13 protein-coding genes and 1 pseudogene are annotated in these 18348 nt (G+C 70.3%); 4 read left to right on the top strand and 10 right to left on the bottom strand.

What is annotated here, in order from left to right:
• Positions 1–775: 775 nt before the first annotated feature.
• Positions 776–1567, top strand: coding sequence for a polysaccharide deacetylase family protein (locus tag AB0761_RS05670; protein WP_377267852.1), 792 nt, complete (start codon positions 776–778; stop codon positions 1565–1567).
• Between the two features lie 170 nt (positions 1568–1737).
• On the opposite strand, the gene AB0761_RS05665 is transcribed toward AB0761_RS05670, so the two are convergent.
• From AB0761_RS05665 to AB0761_RS05650, 4 genes are all read right to left on the bottom strand, one after another.
• The gene (locus AB0761_RS05665) at positions 1738–2514 is read right to left on the bottom strand and encodes a class I SAM-dependent methyltransferase (protein WP_377267851.1); all 777 of its coding nucleotides are present in this window, start codon (positions 2512–2514) and stop codon (positions 1738–1740) included.
• 776 nt (positions 2515–3290) lie between these two features.
• Positions 3291–3713, bottom strand: coding sequence for an arsenate reductase ArsC (locus AB0761_RS05660; protein ID WP_377267850.1), 423 nt, complete (start codon positions 3711–3713; stop codon positions 3291–3293).
• A 31-nt stretch (positions 3714–3744) separates the two neighbouring features.
• Positions 3745–4482 carry an MIP/aquaporin family protein gene (locus AB0761_RS05655; RefSeq protein WP_377267849.1) on the bottom strand — a complete coding sequence of 246 codons (738 nt, stop codon included), beginning with the start codon at positions 4480–4482 and terminating at the stop codon, positions 3745–3747.
• A complete protein-coding gene (locus AB0761_RS05650; RefSeq protein WP_377267848.1) occupies positions 4479–4853 on the bottom strand; it encodes an ArsR/SmtB family transcription factor in 375 nt (124 codons plus the stop codon). Before AB0761_RS05650 ends, AB0761_RS05655 begins: the two co-directional genes overlap by 4 nt.
• Before the next feature lie 105 nt (positions 4854–4958).
• Between AB0761_RS05650 and arsM the strand changes: the two genes are divergently transcribed.
• Complete coding sequence (arsM, locus tag AB0761_RS05645) at positions 4959–5795, top strand: arsenite methyltransferase (protein WP_377267847.1); 837 nt, start codon at positions 4959–4961, stop codon at positions 5793–5795.
• 7 nt (positions 5796–5802) lie between these two features.
• Here arsM and AB0761_RS05640 read toward each other — a convergent pair whose 3' ends face one another.
• On the bottom strand, positions 5803–6135 hold the full coding sequence (locus AB0761_RS05640) for an ASCH domain-containing protein (RefSeq protein ID WP_377267846.1): 333 nt from the start codon (positions 6133–6135) through the stop codon (positions 5803–5805).
• Positions 6136–6298: 163 nt separating this feature from the next.
• A complete protein-coding gene (locus tag AB0761_RS05635) occupies positions 6299–6847 on the bottom strand; it encodes a TetR/AcrR family transcriptional regulator C-terminal domain-containing protein (protein WP_377267845.1) in 549 nt (182 codons plus the stop codon).
• A gap of 671 nt (positions 6848–7518) precedes the next feature.
• On the opposite strand from AB0761_RS05635, the gene AB0761_RS05630 reads away from it, so the two are divergent.
• A complete protein-coding gene (locus tag AB0761_RS05630) occupies positions 7519–8328 on the top strand; it encodes an alpha/beta fold hydrolase (RefSeq protein WP_377267844.1) in 810 nt (269 codons plus the stop codon).
• Positions 8329–8502: 174 nt separating this feature from the next.
• On the opposite strand, the gene AB0761_RS05625 is transcribed toward AB0761_RS05630, so the two are convergent.
• The 4 genes and pseudogenes from AB0761_RS05625 to AB0761_RS05610 all read right to left on the bottom strand — a co-directional run bounded on the left by AB0761_RS05625 (position 8503) and on the right by AB0761_RS05610 (position 16604).
• Positions 8503–8817, bottom strand: a complete 315-nt coding sequence (locus AB0761_RS05625) for an ATP-binding protein (RefSeq protein WP_377273943.1) — start codon at positions 8815–8817, stop codon at positions 8503–8505.
• A 142-nt stretch (positions 8818–8959) separates the two neighbouring features.
• Positions 8960–10552 (bottom strand): annotated as a pseudogene (locus AB0761_RS05620) (SpoIIE family protein phosphatase); the annotation flags it as partial.
• Between the two features lie 521 nt (positions 10553–11073).
• A complete protein-coding gene (locus AB0761_RS05615) occupies positions 11074–12801 on the bottom strand; it encodes a dolichyl-phosphate-mannose--protein mannosyltransferase (protein ID WP_377267843.1) in 1728 nt (575 codons plus the stop codon).
• Between the two features lie 227 nt (positions 12802–13028).
• A complete protein-coding gene (locus tag AB0761_RS05610) occupies positions 13029–16604 on the bottom strand; it encodes a S8 family serine peptidase (RefSeq protein WP_377267842.1) in 3576 nt (1191 codons plus the stop codon).
• Positions 16605–17032: 428 nt separating this feature from the next.
• Here AB0761_RS05610 and AB0761_RS05605 point away from each other — a divergent pair, with 428 nt between their 5' ends.
• Positions 17033–18028, top strand: a complete 996-nt coding sequence (locus AB0761_RS05605) for an ArsR/SmtB family transcription factor (RefSeq protein ID WP_377267841.1) — start codon at positions 17033–17035, stop codon at positions 18026–18028.
• The last annotated feature ends 320 nt before the right edge of the window (positions 18029–18348 follow it).

Below are 18348 nucleotides of genomic sequence, written 5' to 3'. Positions count from 1 at the left end.
TGACCCTAGGGGCGGGATGAGGTGGTGTCAACGGGTCCGGACGGGGCGGTCGGCAGGTCCTGCCCGGACGGGCGGTGCTGGTGCTGCGCCGGCTTCACGAGTGTGGCCGCGTGTACTGCCCGGGCCCGGGACACCGGAATCCGCCAGGCCGCCGGCTACCGCCAGCTGCGCGAAACAGGCCCGGCACCCGAGTCCCCTCCGGGGTGCCGATCGGTCGTCGGTGGGCGGCAGGCAGGCGGGACAGGAACTCCCGGATGTGCCGGGGGAGGTGGAGCCGGGCGGCGTCGCGCCGAGCCTGATGCCAGAGCCGGGGGAGCGCCTGCGCGGCCGCGCGCTCGCGACGCTGCGCGGCTGCGCGCTCACGACGCTGCGCGGACCGGGCATCGCTGTCAGCCTCCGTACCGGCGTGGAGCGGACACCGTGCACGGCAGGCTCGCCCTTGCACCGCAGGTGACAGTTCCGGGACGCGAGGGTGTCGTGTTCGCCATCGGCGCCGCCGCAGTGCCGACCTGGTGACCGGTGGCGACGCCGTCTGCCCGCCGACCGCACAACAGACGCTGCGTCAGGGCTGGACTGCTGGAGACGATGTCGCAACCGCGCTGCGCGGGGGTCCTTGCGGCCCTGCGAAGGCCCGTGTGCGACCCGGCGTCGGGCGGGCCCTTCACCCCGGTCGCCGCAACGTTGGGCGGGATAAGTGTTATGTATAGTTCCTGGCAGCCCGCGGTCTGCCGGGCCGCCACACCCGTCCAGGGACTGTCACTTGCGGAGCACTTTCATGACACGCCGAGCCCGTGCCCTGGCCCTCCTGGCGACCACCGCGGCCATGGCCGTCGGCCTGACCGCCTGCAACGGCTACGACGCGACCTCGCCCGCCGATGCCCGCAAGCATGCCGAGAAGACCCCGGCTGCATTTGCGACCGGCCCTGACGGCGCCCCGGTGGACTGCCGCAAGCTGAAGTGCGTGGCCCTCACCTTCGACGCGGGGCCGACCGTACGCACTCCGCAGATCCTGAGCATTCTCAGCAGGCACCACGTGCACGCCACCTTCTTCACCCTCGGCAAGAACCACGTCCGGGTGTATCCGCAGACGGTCAGGGACATGGCTGCCCAGGGCCACGAGATAGAGACCCTGACCTGGTCCCACCGCATACTCACCAAGATCAGCAAGGACGAGGTCCGCAAGGAGATAACCGAGGGCCGGGACGCCGTCGAGAAGGTCATCGGTGTGCGCCCCACTCTGCTGCGCCCCCCGCAGGGCCGTACCAGTGACGAGGTCACCTCGGTCGTTCGCGACCTGGGAATGTCGGAGGTCGTGTGGAGCGCGGACGGGGCGGACTACAAGACCACGGACTCCAAGCTGATCACCCAGCGGGTGCTGAGCAAGACCAAGCGGGACGGGATCATCCTGCTGCACGACCTGATCGACCCGACGAACCGTGGCTACAACGGCACCGTCGCCGCGGTCGAGCCGATCATCACCACGCTGCAGGGCGAGGGGTACACCTTCGTCACCGTGTCGCAGCTGCTGGCGCCGGGAAAGCCGCAGCCCGGCGCGGTCTACAAGTAACCAAGCAGCACTGACCACGGCGGTCCGGGCCTGTGCGCCCGCCGCCCGCGGGATTACGCCTGCCTGAACGGCGCCGTCCGCGGGGCCGCCGCCCGCATCGGCCGGGCCGGTCGACCACGTCGTCGACGTCAGCGAGGAACCGGCCATGTCCGCGGATGCCGCTGTCCGGGCTACCGCGCGAGGCGCTGTGCGGTGAGTACGGGCTGGTAGTACCCGCTGGAGGCGGGGGTGTGCCAGGTGACGTCGGTGAAGCCGGCCTCGGCCACGAACTCGGTCAGCTGCGAGCGGGTCAGGGCCCAGTAGGTGGTCCGGCGGACTCCGACATTCCAGGTGCTGTCCGCGGGGGTGAGCTGAAAGTGCTCGAGGTCGTAATGCTCGCCGTCCTTGTGCCAGTGCCACAGCTGAAAGGTGATGGCCCGACCCTCGTGCGTCTCCGAGACCTGGGGAGGTGCTGCGGTGGGCTGGTTCCGGCGCGCCTCGTCGTAGTCCCGAACGGTGATCACCAGCAGTCCGTCGTCCCGGAGCACGCGTCGCATGCCGGCGAGTGCTGCCCGGAGGTCCTGCGCGGAGAGCAGATGCGGGAGCGAGTTGTCGGCGCACACGAGGACATCGAAAACGGACGACTGGAACGGCAGCAGACGCATGTCCGCGGCAGCCGCCTGAATCACGGTGCCCCGGGTGGTCGCTTCAGCAGCCGCGCGCGCGGCGGCGACCGGGCTCAGGTCGCTTGCGACGACCTGGTGCCCGCCCAGGGCCAGTCCGATCGCCTGGGTCCCGATCCCGCACGAGCAGTCCAGGACCCGGTGCGGTCCCGCCCCGAGTCGCCGCCGTACCAGCCCGTCCAACACCTCGGCCTGGTACGCCATGCTTGTGTCCCAGTCCCGGAAGATCAGGTGGTAGTCGGGGGCCAGTTCGTCGTAGAAGTCCCTCACCGAGAAGTCGGACATGCACCCACCGTACGGCGTGACCACTGCGACGGGTGGACAGTCCAGGCCTCCGAACCCCGACCCCGGCCTCCGCACCGGTCCTTCTTCTCGCCGGGGAGGCGGATGCGGGCTCCGAGAATCGCCGCGTCGGATCAGCGTCATGGCCCGAACTGTCGCGCACGGGGCCTCCGTCGGCCCCAACCAGGTGAGAACAGGGAAGCACCCTATTCGACCAGGCCGTGGCGGCAGCCCCCGCCGAGTGAGCGCCAGGCGGAAACGGGCGAGCCGAGAGCTTGACCGAGCAGCCACTCGGTTGCCCCGGTGAGGGCCACGGCTGCCTCGACGGGGGTGTCGTGCGAACCCGCCATCTCGGCAGCCGTGTGCCCACCGCTCGACTTCCTGATCGCACGGCACAGTCACCTCGGCCTCGACTTCCCACGGAGGCCCCCAGCGCAGATCCCAGAGGCAGCGACGCGGGAAGTAGAGCGCTGCGGTGAAGGAGACGTCCGGTACCTCGGCACACCCGAAGAGCCCGGCGAGCTCGATCCCTTCGACGCGGTGGAACTCCAAGCCGCTGCCGGTCGGGCCCACAGGCACGCCAAGATGATCGGCGAGGCTCCGCCACCGGGCGTCGGCCGTGGCCAAGGCGTTCCGAACCGCGTCGGTGGTGTCGAGGTCCGGAAACACCCAGTGCAGATCGCCCTGGTCGAGCGGGATCGCCTCCATACCGTCCAGTCTCCCCGGCATGTCAACGCGGGCCAAGTCCCCGCTGGAGCAGCCCGGTCGACCGCTTGTGGTCAGGAGGCGGCGGGAATGCCGAGCTCGGCGAGCAGACCGCGCACCCGCTCTTCGACGGCGTCGCGGATCGGTCGGACGGCCTCGACCCCCTGGCCCGCCGGGTCGTCCAACTGCCAGTCCAGGTACCGCTTGCCGGGGAAGACAGGGCAGGCGTCCCCGCAGCCCATGGTGATCACCACATCCGAGGAGTGCACGGACTCCGTGGTGAGGATTTTCGGGGTCTGTGCGGAGATGTCGATGCCGATCTCCTTCATCGCTGCCACGACCGCGGGATTCACGGAGTCGGCGGGTGCTGATCCGGCCGAGCGGACGGTGACCCGGCCACCGGCGAGATGGGTGAGGAAGGCTGCGGCCATCTGGGAGCGGCCGGCGTTGTGGACACAGACGAACAGCACCGACGGGCGTGGCGCGGGAGTACTCATGGCAGGTGTTCCTCGAAAACGAAGCGTGTGGTCAGGAGGATGCGAGTTCGGGTTCGCTGCGCGGGACGCCGGTCTCACGGTTCGCCGGGGCGGGTTCCCTGCCGTGGATCGCGGCCACGATGCCCAGCCCGAGTGCGGCGCCCAGCACCTGGGCTGCGATGAACGGGGCGACGGAGGCGGGCGCGATCCCGGCGAAGGTGTCGGTGAAGGCCCGGCCGACGGTCACCGCAGGGTTCGCAAAGGACGTGGAGGAGGTGAACCAGTATGCGGCGCCGATGTAGGAGGCCACCGCGACCGGCGCGAGGCTGCTCCTGCGGATGCGGTCCAGGCCGAAGACCAGCGCAACGAGTCCGGCAGTGGCCACGGTCTCCCCGAGCCACAGATGGCCCGCGGACCGGTCATGGGTGGAGAACCTCACCAGCGGCCTCGCGAACATCGCGTCGGCCAGGATCGAGCCGCCGATGGCGCCGACGATCTGGGCGGGCAGATAGGCGGCGACATCGCGCCAGGTGAGCCCGTCCGGACGGCGGCGGCCGGTGAACCAGGCGGCGAGGGTGACGGCAGGGTTGAAGTGCGCGCCGGAGACCGGGCCGAGCAGCGCGATCAGCACGCCCAGGCCGAAGACCGTGGCGATGGAGTTGGCGAGCAGTTGTACGCCGACGTCGCTCGACAGCTCGGTGGCCTGGATGCCGGAACCGACCACCACCGCCACCAGCAGCGCGGTTCCGATCGCCTCGGCCGCGACCCGGCGGGCGAGCGGCGCGCTCATATGCCGGCTCCCGCGGTCTGCGGGCTGGTCAGGAACGCGGCGAGTCGGTCCAGGACGCCGGGGAGCACCCAGTAGTACACCCAGGTCCCGCGCCGCTCGCAGTCGATGAGCCCGGCCTGCCGAAGGAGCTTGAGGTGGTGGGAGATCGTCGGCTGTGACAGCTCGAAGGCCGGGGTCAGCTCGCACACGCAGACCTCGCCGCCCTCACCGCGGGAGGCGATCATCGACATCAGCCGCAGTCGGACCGGGTCGCCCAGGGCCTTGAAGACCTTCGCCAGCTCGGCCGCCTGGTCCTCGTCCAGCGGTGCCGTGGACAACCCTGGACAGCAGGTGGCGTCCTGCCCGATCACCTCAAGTTCTTGTTTCGACATGCCTCTATGTTGACGTTTTTCGATTCAAGGCGCAAGCTTGTATCGACGAACGTCAATACAACCCGTTCCGCGCCACTGTCATGCCCGGCCATCGAGGAGTGAGCCATGAGTGAGCAGAACGTCGACCTGCGCGAGACCGTCCGCCGGCGCTATGCCGCGGCGGCTGTGAAGGTCGTCGAGGGCGGCGCCGCCTGTTGCGGGCCGCAGCCCGTCGAGGTCGACGAGAACTTCGGCTCGACCCGCTACACCGCGGACCAGCGTGACGCGCTTCCCTTCGAGGCCGTCGCCGCCTCCCTCGGGTGCGGCAACCCCACCGCCGTGGCCGAGCTGCGCGAGGGCGAGTGTGTCCTCGACCTGGGCTCCGGCGGCGGCATCGACGTCCTGCTCTCCGCCCGCCGCGTCGGCCCCGCCGGCAAGGCCTACGGGCTCGACATGACCGACGAGATGCTGGCCCTGGCGCTGACCAACGCGGAGAGGGCGGGTGCGACGAACGTCGAGTTCCTCAAGGGCAGCATCGAAGCCATCCCGCTGCCCGCGAACACGATCGACGTCGTCATCTCCAACTGCGTGATCAACCTCTCCACCGACAAGCCCGCCGTGTTCGCCGAGACCTTCCGCGTGCTCAGGCCCGGCGGCCGGATCGGCGTCTCCGACGTCGTCGCCGACGACACGCTCACCGCCGAGCAGCGGGCCGAACGCGGCGACTACGTCGGCTGCATCGCCGGCGCGCTCTCCTTCGCCGAGTACCGCTCCGGCCTGGAAGCCGCCGGGTTCACCGATGTCGAGATCGCCCCCACCCACCCGGTCGCCGACGGTATGCACTCCGCGATCGTCCGTGCCACCAAGCCGCTGACCGTTCAGGACGCCCACCCCGTCGCGGCTTCCAACGGTGCCTGCTGCATGCCCACGGAGAGCTCCGCCGCCCCCTGGCAGCCTCGGTGACGATGCGTCAGTCAACGCGCGCGATCCGCAGGGCAAGGACGCCCAGGGCCTCCTTCTGCGGCCCGTAGATCCGGCGGATGTTCGCCAACTGCTCCTCATGCGTCGAGTCCGGGTCCACATCGGCTGGGCCCTCGGCGTCGAGCATCTCCTCGGACGAGGTGTAGCGGGTGACGCGGACGACGCGCACCAGGCATTCGTCGCGGTCGCAGGTGAAGCGGATGTACTGTCCGGCGGCGAGGTCCCGGAGGTGCTCGTACTGCACGCGGACCTCAACCGTCTTGCGGCCTTCGGCCACCAGGTCGAAGTACTGGCGGTAGAGGTTCATGCGGCGGGCGGACATCGGTGGTCGACCTCCCAGGGCTGAGTGGTGCGGGGGTGCGTTCCGGCCGGGGGAGAAGGCCGGCAGGCGCCGCCCACATCCCTGCCCCGGGTCGAGCGCGGGGCCGTCGCCGCAGGCCTTGGACCTGGTCGACGGGTACCGCGCAGGCGCAGGCCTGACGGTCTCAGGGCAGGGTTGCCCGGATGCCGGTGAGAATCAGCTCGAGGCCGTTGTTGAAGGCGAGGTCGCGGCGGTCTCTGGGCCACGTCCGGGCGTCGGTCTTGCGGGTCTGTTCCTCGAGGGTATGGCCGTTGACGTAGGCCAGGACGGTGTCGACGGCCGTGACCGCGGCGTCGGGTGTGGTGCCGGCGGTCCGGAGGGCGGCGACGAGGTTGTGAAAGCCGGCGGCCGCCTCGGGTCCGGGCGTGTGGAAGGTCGACATGAGACGGGCTCCGTCGCGGTGCGCCAGCATCACCTCGCGCAGGCCGTTTGCGGTCTGCCGCAACTGCTCGTCCCAGGGCGCGTCGGCCGGCGCTTGCGGATCGGCGCCGGGTGTCGCCAGATGCACGACCATCGCGTCGAGCAGGGCCTGCTTGCTGGGGTAGTGCCGGTAGAGCGCGCTTGCCCTCACGCCGATGCGGGCTGCCAGGACCCGCATGGTGAGCCCTTCGATTCCGACCTCGTCCAGCAGCTCGATCGCGGCCTGCAGCACCTCGTCGCGCCGCTGCCCCATCGCGTCCTCCCTTGGGGTTGACAACTCCGACTCGCAGACGTGAACAATGTACACGTGAACGATGTTCACGTCGATGGGGGAGGTGTGATGCCACGACAAGGGGCAGGGCGGTGCCAGTGATCGGGCATGTCGGCACCCTGGCCTTCCATGCCGTCGCCTCGGCGGTTCCCGATACCCGTACCGTCCCCTTGCCTTGCCTTGCCTGGCGTCAGCCGCTTGGCGTCCACCCGCGACGGCGTCGGGCCCATCGCAGCCCGGGTGGTCCGAGAGTTTCGCCCGTGACGGACTTCGAGCTGTTCCCGTTACGGAGCAGGCCGTGCGGGCGGGTTGAGGCCGAACGCGTAGGTCGGCAGACCGAGTGCGCTCTCGGCGGTCTCACACGCGGCCGGGGGCGGCTCTCCGGAGTCGTGCCCGGCGGCTGCTCGGGGCTGGGTGTCGGGAGGCGATTGCTGCCGCGCTGCTGGACGTCGGTCTTCCAGGGGCCGAGAAGGTGACGCCCGGCCGGGACCCGTGCGGACGGCCGACTGTGCGCCCGCGGCGCGGTACGCGGTACGCGGTTGTGCGGACAGGGCGCCGGCTGTTTCCAGGCCCGTGGTCACACATAGAGGGTAAATGTAATGAAACGAACAGATCCATACACAAAAGCCAGCGTCGTCTCCAAGGACGGAACGGTGATCGGCTACCGCAAGGCGGGGCACGGCCCGGGCCTTGTTCTGCTGCACGGCGGTTTGAAGTCGTCGCAGGATCTCATGAGGCTGGGGCGGCTCATGTCGGACTCTTTCACGGTCTATCTGCCCGACCGGCGCGGCCGCGGTTTGAGCGGCCCGTTCGGGGACGAGTTCAGTGTGATGCGCGAAGTGGAGGACATGCAGGCGATCATCGCCGGGACCGGTGCTCGCTATATGTTCGGATTGAGCGCAGGGGCGCTGGTCACATTGAGGACAGCGCTCGACGTGCCCGCGATCGACATGGCGGCACTGTATGAGCCGCCCTTTGCCATCGGTCACTCGGTGCCCACGGAGTGGGTGCCCACCTACGAGAGGAGGCTCTCTCAGGGGCGCATCTCCGCAGCGCTGATCACCGTCATGAAGGGCCTGGGCACCGAGCCTCTGTTCCAGCGGACGCCGCGCTGGCTGCTTGTACCGGCGATGGCGCTCATCATGCGGCTCCAGGGTGACGGAAGCGACAGCGAGGTCACCATCCGCGATCTGGTGCCGACAATGCACTACGACGTCCAGGTGATCCACGAGATGAGCGATACCCTCTCCGACTACGAGAATCTCGACATCCCCGTCCTCCTCATGCACGGGACCAAGGGGCCGTCCTATTTCAAGGTCGCAATCGAAGGTCTTGCCGGTGCCTTGGGGCAGTCCCAGGTCGCGATGTTCTCCGGCCTGGGCCACGACGGCCCGGAGGACGACGGCAGGCCCGACCGGGTCGCCAGGGCACTGCTCGATTTCTTCGGCCGCAGTGGTACCTGAGTTCTCCGGCCCGGACCACGGAAATCTCGAACTCGCCCGATCAGCGCGACACCCACCTGAGAACAGAAGACAACCTCGCGCCCCTGGCCGAGCCACCCGCCGCCTGGGGACGGGCCGGTGACCGCCTTCGCGGTCACCGGCCGGTCAGTGAGATCCGCCCGTGGGAAGTGGGTGTCATGGGTCGACCGTCGGCACGTCCGCGGGCAGTTCCGCCCAGACGGTCTTCTTGTGGGCCCGATGGCGGGTGCCCCACTGATCGGCGAGGCTGGCGGTGATGAACAGCCCACGGCCGTTCTCGTCGATGGTGCGGGCGTGTTGCACCTGCGGAGCGCTGGGGGAGGCGTCGCTGACCTCGCAGGTCAGTTTCCGGTCCAGGATCAGGCGGAGTTGCAGGGGCGGAGCCCCGTAGCGGACGGCGTTGCCGACGAACTCGCTGACGATGAGTTCGGCGGTGAACGCGGTGTCCTCGTCCACGCCCCAGGCCCGCAGCCGTTCGCGGGCCGCCGCACGGGCGATCGGTGCGGCCTCGGGGTCCGCCGGCAGTGCCCGGGTCAGGTCGGTCGGCGGACAGCGCCATGGTACGGGCGAGCAGCATCACTGTTTCGCCGGCCGGGGGAGCATCGGCGACCGCGTGGGCGATCGTGTCGCGCAGGTCGTCCAGGGGCCTTGTGCGGGCGTCGTCCAGGAGCGGGCGCAGCGGGCCGGACGGTGCGATCAGCTGGTCGGCGAGTGTGCCTGTTCCCATGGCCAGGGTGGTGTCCGCGGGGAGGTCGACCGTGGTCGCCGGGAAGGGGGCGTCGTCCCGTCCCGTGAGCAGGGGACCCGGGGGGACGGGCAGCGGGGCCGAGGTGCCGTCGGGGAGGACCGCGACCGGTTCGGGGAGGCCGGCGCGGGCGATGGTGCAGGTGAGTTCGATGGGGTCGTAGATCGCGACGGCACAGCCGACACGGAGCGGGTCGGGCTCGCGGGCTTCCGTTGGCAGCGCGGCGTATGCGGGGACCATACGGGCGACGGACTCGCTCAGCCGGGCCAGCAGCTCGTCGGGCTGCAGGTCCAGGGCGATGAGGGTGTGGAGGGCTGTCCGCAGCAGTCCCATCGTGATGGCTGCGGCAATACCTTGTCCGGCCACGGAGCCGACGACCAGCGCCGTCCGTGCGCTGGGGAGGGCGATGACGTCGAACCATGCGCCGCCACCTGCCGGATCGGAGAGGTGCAGTGGGGAGGCCTCCACGGTGGTCTGCCTGACCGGGTGCTGGGGGAGAAGCCGGCGTTGGACGGTCGAGGCGATGGTCCACTCGCGCATGAAACGGCGGGCGTTCTCGATGCAGAGCGCGGTGTGCGCGCAGACGGCGGAGGCGACTGCGATGTCCTCCTCGTCGAAGGGGGCCTGGTCCTGCTGGCGGTAGAAGCTGGCCAGGCCCAGGGCCTGACCGCACAGCGCCAGCGGTGCCACGATCACGGAGTGGGCGCCGGATCGCCGGACGGCGTCGGCCCGGGAGGGGTCGGCGGCCAGCCACGAGCTGTTCTCGTCGATCGGGAGCAGGAGCGGCCGGAGGTCGGACAGGATGTTCGAGAAGGGGGCACCGGGCGGGAGGGGACGTACCTCTCCGATCGGGTAGGCCGGATGGCCGCCTTGAAAGGCCGCCCTGCGCAGGGGAACGTCCGGGCGGACGGGGACTGCGGGAGGGTCTTCTCCCCGGACGACGTCGTCGACCACTTCGACCACGGCCATCGCCGCAAAGGCGGGTACCACCGCATCCGCCAGTTCCTGGCAGATGATGCCCACATTGAGCAGATGCCCCACGCTGGCGCGGACATGGTCCAGGAGGGCCAGTCGGCTGGTCGCGTTCTCCCGCTCGGTGACGTCGACCGCGGATGCCACCAGCCCGAGTACATCGCCGTGGGAGTCCTCCAGGCGGAAGTACGAAACGGAGTGGGTGCGGCACCTGGGCCGACCGGGCCCCAGGATGCCCCGGACGAGCCGGTTCGCCACCGGTTCGCCGCCGACCAGGACCCTTTGTGCCACGGCGGCCTCCTCCTCGGGGTCGCCGAACGCGGACACCTCGATGAAGGACCTGCCCAGGAGGTGCTCCGCCGGCGCGTCACGCAGGATGCCGGAGGTGGTGCTCACGCGGACCACGCGCAGCTGATCGTCCAGGATCAGCAGAGCCACCGGTGAATGGGCGAACATGGCCTCCAGGATCGCCACGTCCTGTCCCGGCATGCTGTCCCGCGCCGCGAGCACCTGCCACACCACCGCAGTGCCGCGCAGTACCGGCTTGACCAGCACCGCGGCCGAGTCCGGGCACCCGCTCCGCGGGGAGTTGCCGGCCGTGGCGACCTCACGCACGAGTGCGGTCACGGGCCGGCCGACCGCCTCCTCCGAGGACCGCCCGAACCGCTCCTCGGCCGGACGCCCCCACTCGATCACCCGGCCACCCTCGTCGATGAGGACGAGCACGTCATCGCTGGGCATCCGAATGCACCTCCGCCTCCATCCCTGCCCATCGGTGCGGACCGCAGGCCCGCTCACCCGAGAGCTACACCGATCGGCGGCAGACCGCTGCCAGGCGGGACGTACGGCGGGATACCGGCGGCACCGCTGTCGGGGGCCTGGACGGAGAGCTCCCAGGCCCCGTGAGGCCGGTGGGACGGCTGCTCGCCGAGTGCCGGGATGAGCCCGTCGCACCCGTCCGACCGCAGCACCCGGGAATCGGCTCGCCATGGCCGGTGGGGGCCCGGCGCTCAGATCCAGGCGTTGAACCACATCCTGGAGTACCAGGCGGAGTACGGGATGGTGTCACCGGTGTAGATCGGAAGGAAGTAGACGAAGTTCGCAATGATCAGCAGGACCAGGACCCCCGCGGCCGACACGCCCCGGATGCGCCTGGTTCTGCCGGCCCCCGGCGGCCCGGCCATCGCGCCCACCGTCATCGCCACCGCCAGGCAGACGAACGGCACAAAGGCGACCGCGTAGAACGAGAAGATCGTGCGGTCCTGGTAGTGGAACCAGGGCAGGTAACCGGCGGCGACCGCGCACAGGACGGCGCCCGCGCGCCAGTCCCGGCGCAGCGCCCATCGGTAGAGCAGATAGGCGAGCGCGCAGCACCCCGACCACCACAGCAGCGGCGTGCCCAGCGCGAGGACGCTCTGCACACAGCCGGCCGGGGCGTGGCAGCCCTGTGCTCCGGCCTTCGGCGACTGGTAGTACTGCAGTACCGGGCGGCCGAGGACCAGCCAGCTCCAGGGGTTGGACTGGTAGCGGTGGGGTGAGTGCAGGCCGACGTTGAACTGGTACACCTGGTACTCGTAGTGCCAGAAACTGCGGATGGTCGCGGGGATCCACGACCAGGTGCCGCCGCGGTCGTCGGCCCAGTGCCGGCCGTAGGCCTTGTCGGAGGCGAACCAGCCGGTCCAGGTCGCCAGATAGGTGGCGGCGGCGGTCGGCACCAGCGACAGGGCAGACCAGCCGAGGTCCTTGCGCAGCACCGCCAGGTACGGACGTCGGGCCCCGGCCAGGCGCCGGGAACCGACGTCCCACAGCACGGTCAGCACCGCGAAGAAGACCAGGAAGTACAGGCCGTTCCACTTGGTGGCGGCCGCCAGGCCCAGCAGGATCCCGGCTGCGATCCGCCAGGGCCGCAGTCCGGTTCCGGTGCGGCCGGCCGTGGTGGGGTCGGGACGGGCGAAGCCTGCCTCGTCCACGGGCAGGGCCGCCGCGAATCCGGCCCGTGCCCGGTCCCGGTCGACCAGCAGGCACCCGAAGGCCGCCAGGACGAAGAACATGACGAAGATGTCGAGCAGGGCGACGCGGCTCATCACATACTGCAGGCCGTCCACGGCCATCAGCGTCCCGGCCAGGCAGCCCAGCGCTGTGGAGCGGAACAGGCGGCGTCCTATTCGGCAGAGCATCAGCACCGACAGGGTGCCCACCACTGCGGCCATGAAGCGCCACCCGAGCGGGTTGAGGCCGAAGATCCACTCACCCGGCGCGATCATCCACTTGCCCATCGGCGGGTGGGCCAGGAACGCCCCGGTGTCGGAGAGCGGTATCACCTGGGGGGTGCCCAGGACCTGCGGGTCGGCGACGGTGCGGTCCGGCCAGGTGCCCTCGTAGCCGAAGGTCAGCAGCGACCAGGCGTCCTTGGCGTAGTACGTCTCGTCGAAGACGAGATCGTGCGGGTGGGCGAGGTGCCAGAACCGGATCACTCCAGCGAAGACGGCGACGAGGACCGGTCCGAGCCAGCCCGTGCATCTCGCGGCCCGGAGGGCCGTGGCCGGGCTGAGCCCCAGCGCGTCCCACAGCCGGGTTCCCGGCTCGGGGAAGGGCGGCACCAGACGCACACGGGTGTCGGGACGGCGCGGCGCCGTGTATCCGAACCGGTGCAGCCGCCGCATCCAGGAACCGGGCTCGGACTCCCCTCGGGCCGATCCCGGGGCCGAACCCGTCTCGGGCAGGGCGCTGCTCAGCATGCAGGTCTCTCCGTCGCAGTCGGGGATGAACCAGAGATCGTTGCGACCGATGGTGCTACGACCCGGGCACGTCATGCTCGCACGACGAAGAAATCCCCTCGCGGCCACCACCGTGCGATCGGCTGCGGAACGGCCTGCCGGCCCGGTCCGCGGCGTCCTCGCGGTCCCGGGGCGGCACCGCATCCGCCGGGCGCGTCCCCGCCCGGCGGATGCGGTGTCAGATGGTGTCAGCGCAGGCCGAAGGCTCGGGTGATGGTCTGCGAGACACTGTTGTCGGCACTGTCCTCGGCAGTGACCCGGAGGGTGACGAAGTGCGCCGACTTGGGCGCGTGCAGATCGGTCCGCCAGCCGTCACCGCTGTGGCTCAGTGCGGCCTGCTGCCAGGTCACTCCGTCGTCGTAGGAGACCTCGAGCGAGGGCCGGCCGATGGCGGCAGTCGTGCCGGGCAGATGGGACGCGGTCACCGTCAGCCGGGCCTGCCGGTCCGCCCGTCCGGCCCGGTCGGTGTCCACGCCGTAGTCCAGCTGGATCAGCGGCAGCGCCTCGGCCTCCGCGGCGGCAGAGGTGAAGTCCCACTCGGTCAGCGTGTGCGTCGAGTAGGGGGCGGCCCAGGTGCCGCGGTCGTTGTCGACGACCACCCGGTAGGGCAGCCGCTCCGGGGGCAGCCCCAACGCCACCGCCTTCTCGGCGTTGCCCCACATCAGGAGCTGATCCCCCTGGTAGAGCCCCACCCAGTCCTTGACGTCGAAGTTGTCATAGGCGTCGCCGACGTGGCCGGCCCCCGAGTCGCCCCAACCGGGAACACGGGCGATGAGGTCGTTGCCGTAGCGCATCGGCTGGTTGATGACCGAACCCATCCGGGGCCGCTGGATCGGGCCGAACCAGCTGACCTTGGAGGTCGTTCCCGCCGCATAGTGCAGGACGTCGAGCGACTCCTGCGAGGTCTCACCGTAGATACCGGCGTCGTCCAGCCAGTCGGTGTCCGCGGTGACCCAGTCGGTCCGCTCGCCCTGGGCGGGAACCGGGAAGGCCCTCCAGACACCTCCCCAGCCGTCCGAGATGTCACCGCGGTACTCGAAGGCCTTTTCCGGCCGGTAGTTGCGGAACGAGACGTCCACCCGGGCCAGGTCGCTCGGCCGCACCCGCCAGGTCGGGTACGCCGGGACGGAGCCGGACCAGTGGTGCACCACGTCGTAGAGGTAGTCGGTGGTGGGGTGGGAGCTGACCTTCAGGGTGACCGAGCCACGCTGGAGTGCGTCGATCAGATCAGCGCCCTGGTCGGTGTTGAGCGTCGCCACCGTCAGCGGTGCCGGGCTCTCCGTACTGTCGGTGGGCTCGTTCCAGGGATCCTGCCGGCCGATGCCGTCGTTGGCGACCAGGAGCAGTCGCGCGCCCGCCGCCGCGGCGGTCTTGGCCTGCTCCTCGATGGCGGTCGTGTCGCTGCGCCGCACCACCACGGCCTTGCCGCGTACGTCCATGCCGGCCAGCGCCTCGGCCGTGCCGTCGCCGGCGAAGACCGCCGTCAGTCTGCGGGTTCCGGCCGGCAGCGGCTTGGCCGCCCGCTTGACCAGAAGATCGTCGTAGCTCCTCGATCCCCTGGACAGGGTCAGCGCCGGCTGCTCGAGGCGGAAGCGGGCGCCGAACCTGAAGCCGTCGGTCGAGCCCCCGGTGCCCGGGAGCGTCCAGATGCTGTCATAGGCGTCGGGCCCCTGTACCTCCGAGACAGCACCGGGCATGAACGAGTCGGTCTCGGAATTGGCGCCGAACGACTGGCTGATGTCCAGCCGCGACAGGACCGCGGTGGCCTCCTTGGGTACGGATGCCTGGACCTGACGGGCTTTGCGGGCGTCCAGCGTGATGGTCAGGTCGTGGTCCAACTGGACGCCGGTGAAGGCGAGCAGTGCCAGACCCAGCGAGTGAGGCCCATCGGCCCCCTGCACATCGGTGAGGAGCCACCCGCTGTAGGCACCGGTGGGCAGCTGAGGCACGGTGCCGGTGCCGGACGCGTCGAGGGTCACCGTCGGCATGCTGTGCGCCGAGACGATGGTGACCCGGCCGGAGAGCGGCTTGCCCGAACGGTCCTTGGCGACGATGGTCAGGTCGTGCCGCGGTCCCTCCCTGACGGCGCCGATCAGCGTCCGGGCCCGCACCACCCCGGTGCCGTCCGTACCGGTGATCATGCCGCTGACCGGCTGGAAGGTCGGCAGGCGGTCCAGCGTCGCGGTGAGCGTCACCGAGGCGGTGCCGTGCGCGGGAACGGTCACCCGGTTCTCGGAGAGGGAGAACGCATCGGCAGCGACGGTGGCGTCCATCGCCAGGTCCAGGCTGACCGGGGCGTCGCCCACATTGGTGTACGTCACCTTCTGGACGTCGGTCTCCCCGGGCTTTGTGGGCCAGGTGTGGAAGCCGGAGTAGGCGCTGACGGTGGCGAAGACCGAGGCATGCACGGCTGCCAGGGCGTCGACCCGTCCACTGCCCGCCTGGTACGGGGTGTACTCCGGGGTCGCCTTGGCGCTGCTGACCAGCGCCTCCTTCAGCTGCGGGCCGGTCCAGCCGGGGTGGGCGGCGGCCAGCAGCGCGGCCGCGCCGGCCACATGCGGCGTCGCCATCGATGTGCCGCTCATCGTGGTGTAGTATCCGGAGCCGACCGAACTGTCCTTGGAACGGGCCGCCAGGATGCCGACGCCGGGGGCGGTGATCTCGGGCTTCAGCCCTCCGTCGCCGCGACGCGGGCCCTGGCTGGAGAAGTCGGCGAGGTGGTCCGCCGAGTCGACGGCGCCGACCGTCAGCGCGGCGTCCGCGGCCCCCGGGCTGCCGATGTTGTTCGGGCCGGCGTTGCCCGCAGCGATGACGAACAGGGCTCCGGTCTCGGCGCTGAGCTGGTTGACCGCCTGGCTCAGCGGATCGGTGCCGTCGCCGTCGCCGCCCAGGCTCATGCTGATGATCCTGGCCTGCTCGTCTTTGGCGGCCCATTCCATGCCCGCGATGACCCAGGACTCCTGACCCTGGCCCCGGCCGTTGAGCACCTTGCCGATGGCCAGCCGTGCGCCGGGGGCGACGCCCCGCTCCTTGCCGTCGGAGGCGCTGCCGGTGCCGGCGATCGTCGAGGCGACATGGGTGCCGTGGCCGACGTAGTCGGTCATCTCCTGCTCGCTCGGCACGAAGCTGGCGGTGGCGTCGAACTGCCCGGCAAGGTCAGGGTGTTCGAGGTCCGCCCCCGAGTCGAGCACGGCAACCCTGACGCCCTGGCCGGTGTCGCCCTCCGCCCAGACCTGCTGCGCGCCGATCTGGGCCGTCGACTCCGCCAGGTCGGCCTTCACCTTGCCGTCGAGCCAGACCTTGGCGACACCACCCGCGAAGGCGGGGTTCGCCGAGCGGGCCGCCGCGCCGGAACCGCCGGTGAGTGCGGACCAGAAAGCCGACGCCTGCTCGCGCTTCTCCGCGACGGCCGCGCCCTGAACGCTGTCCAGCCGATGGGTGACGGTCGAGCCAGCCATCCTGGGCCGGGTACGGGACTTGGCCGCGGTGTCGGTGTAGCGGACGATGAGCGGCAGCTGGTCGGTGTGCGCGTCGTCGTAGCCGTCCGCGATCAGCCGCGTCACATTGAACAGCTGCTTGTCGAGCCTCCCCGAGCTGATGTACGGCAGGGCGGCGTCGGGGTAGACGTATGTCGAGCCGTCGAGGACGGTGCGGTGGAAACCGGTGGTGGTTCCCGTCGGGCTTTGCAGGGTCTGGACGGTGGTGCCGTCGGCGGCGGTGCCGATCGTGACCTTGTCACCGGTGATCAGGGTGATGCTGTGCATGCCGACGCCACCGGATGACTGGTGGACGGCGCCGACGGGCGGTACGGGACGGGAGCCCGCGGGTACCGCGGCGGTGGCCGGTACGACCCCTATTGCCAGAGCGACGCCTGCGGCAAGCGCGATCCGCCCTGGCCGGCGTATGAGAGAGATGGGCAAGGAGACCTCTCGGGTGCGGTGGAGGACGCAGGAACCCATACGTCGTCGGGCATCCGCCGCCACCACCTGCAGCTGCGTGCATCGACCGTGCACCCGGGCCCGGGGATACATCGGTCATGTGCTGCACGCCCAACTCGTGGCCGCTCCGGTGCCCGTGCGCCGTTAACTCCTGCTAACTGTGGGGCTCAGCCTCACCTCGGGGCGCGTACCATGTCGACCTGATTCGGCCTGGCCCGAAGAACGACATTCCGGAAGGACCGCCCCAGGTTGCCATGGTCTACCGCATACACTTCACCGTTCAGGACCTGGCCCGGACACGTGTGGCCGAAGGGCCGATGCCGCTGCACGAGGTGGAACTGGCAGCGCGAGCCCTGCAGAGCCGCAGCGAGCCCGCCCGGCTCGACGCCTGGCGGCGCCATGCCCGTGCACAGCTGTCTGCCCAAGCTCGCATGGTCCTGGCCCTCATACCCGCCGTGGGATGCTCGCCGGGCTTCCTCAGCCCCGTCAAAGCGGGCACCGTCGAAGAACTCGTGGACCAGGTACGCAGCACACCTCGCGAACGCATCCGGGCGAGTCTGCTGGAGGCGGCAGATCACCATCCCTCCCTACCTGCGTGGGCCGGCCGCCTGGCAGACGATCCCTCTCTGCTGGCCGAGCTCTGCGCAGGGCTCAGCCACCTGCATGCATGCCTGCTGGCCCCGTACTGGGCCCAGCTCACAGGACATCTGGCGGCCGATCAGACGCTGCGCCTCCAGCAGGTGCTCGTCGGCGGTGTCGAGCAGCTGCTGACCCGGGCCAACCCCCAGTGGATGCGGTGGAACCCGCCGGTTCTGGAGGTGCGGATGGTGAACGGGGCCGACCGCGACCTCCACCTGCAAGGGCAAGGCCTGATGCTCATTCCGTCGATGTTCTGCAGACGGACCGTGGTGACCGACAACCAGCCCGTTTCCGTGAGCTACCCCGCCTATCCGGACCCGTCTGCATCCGAGCTCACCCCTGCCTCCGTACCCGGCCAGACGGGCCACCCCGGTGTGGCCACGCTCCTGGGCCGTACCCGCACCATGGTGCTGACCACCATCGCGGATCATCAGGGCTGTTCCACCAAGGAGTTGGCCGCTCACGCAGGTGTCGCACCCGCGAGCGCAAGCGAACACGCCTCCGTTCTTCGCGAAGCCGGACTGATCCACTCCCTCCGCCACCGGAACTCTGTGCTGCACAGCCTCACCCCCCTCGGCCTGGCACTCCTCAACACCTCGGAGAGGTGCTGACTTCCTCTCGGAAGGGTTCACCGAGGGAACGCTGCCGCTCCGTGATCGGTGGTGGCTGAACCTGAACCACCGATCACCGGCTGCTTGGGCCTGTCGCGGGGTGGCGCCATGTGCAGGGAGGCGGTTGCGGCGCCGGTGCGGGCCCAGGCACCCGGGCAGCCCCGCTCGGACCGCATCCCGCCTGCTCCGACAGGACTGCGCAGACCCACCGACCAGTATCACCAGGTGCCAGGACCTGGACCTCCCCCTGCAATTTCCGGCCCGACCACCACCGTCACCGTTCCCGCGCCACCGCCTCGCCGGTGCTCTCCTCCGCCGTC

It is taken from the genome of Peterkaempfera podocarpi, from assembly GCF_042466665.1.
GTDB classification, from domain to species: Bacteria; Actinomycetota; Actinomycetes; order Streptomycetales; family Streptomycetaceae; genus Peterkaempfera; species Peterkaempfera podocarpi.
Note: the sequence above shows the minus strand (reverse complement) of the source record. Positions and strands in the feature narration are given on the sequence as shown.

Bases quoted from the DNA above. Each gene is read 5' to 3' on its own strand.
- arsM (WP_377267847.1), top strand. From the start codon at position 4,959: ATGAGTGAGCAGAACGTCGACCTGCGCGAGACCGTCCGCCGGCGCTAT.
- AB0761_RS05670 (WP_377267852.1), top strand. From the start codon at position 776: ATGACACGCCGAGCCCGTGCCCTGGCCCTCCTGGCGACCACCGCGGCC.
- AB0761_RS05640 (WP_377267846.1), bottom strand. From the start codon at position 6,135: ATGTCCGCCCGCCGCATGAACCTCTACCGCCAGTACTTCGACCTGGTG.
- AB0761_RS05650 (WP_377267848.1), bottom strand. From the start codon at position 4,853: ATGTCGAAACAAGAACTTGAGGTGATCGGGCAGGACGCCACCTGCTGT.
- AB0761_RS05665 (WP_377267851.1), bottom strand. From the start codon at position 2,514: ATGTCCGACTTCTCGGTGAGGGACTTCTACGACGAACTGGCCCCCGAC.
- AB0761_RS05635 (WP_377267845.1), bottom strand. From the start codon at position 6,847: ATGGGGCAGCGGCGCGACGAGGTGCTGCAGGCCGCGATCGAGCTGCTG.
- AB0761_RS05610 (WP_377267842.1), bottom strand. From the start codon at position 16,604: ATGCACAGCATCACCCTGATCACCGGTGACAAGGTCACGATCGGCACC.
- AB0761_RS05660 (WP_377267850.1), bottom strand. From the start codon at position 3,713: ATGAGTACTCCCGCGCCACGCCCGTCGGTGCTGTTCGTCTGTGTCCAC.
- AB0761_RS05655 (WP_377267849.1), bottom strand. From the start codon at position 4,482: ATGAGCGCGCCGCTCGCCCGCCGGGTCGCGGCCGAGGCGATCGGAACC.
- AB0761_RS05615 (WP_377267843.1), bottom strand. From the start codon at position 12,801: ATGCTGAGCAGCGCCCTGCCCGAGACGGGTTCGGCCCCGGGATCGGCC.
- AB0761_RS05605 (WP_377267841.1), top strand. From the start codon at position 17,033: ATGGTCTACCGCATACACTTCACCGTTCAGGACCTGGCCCGGACACGT.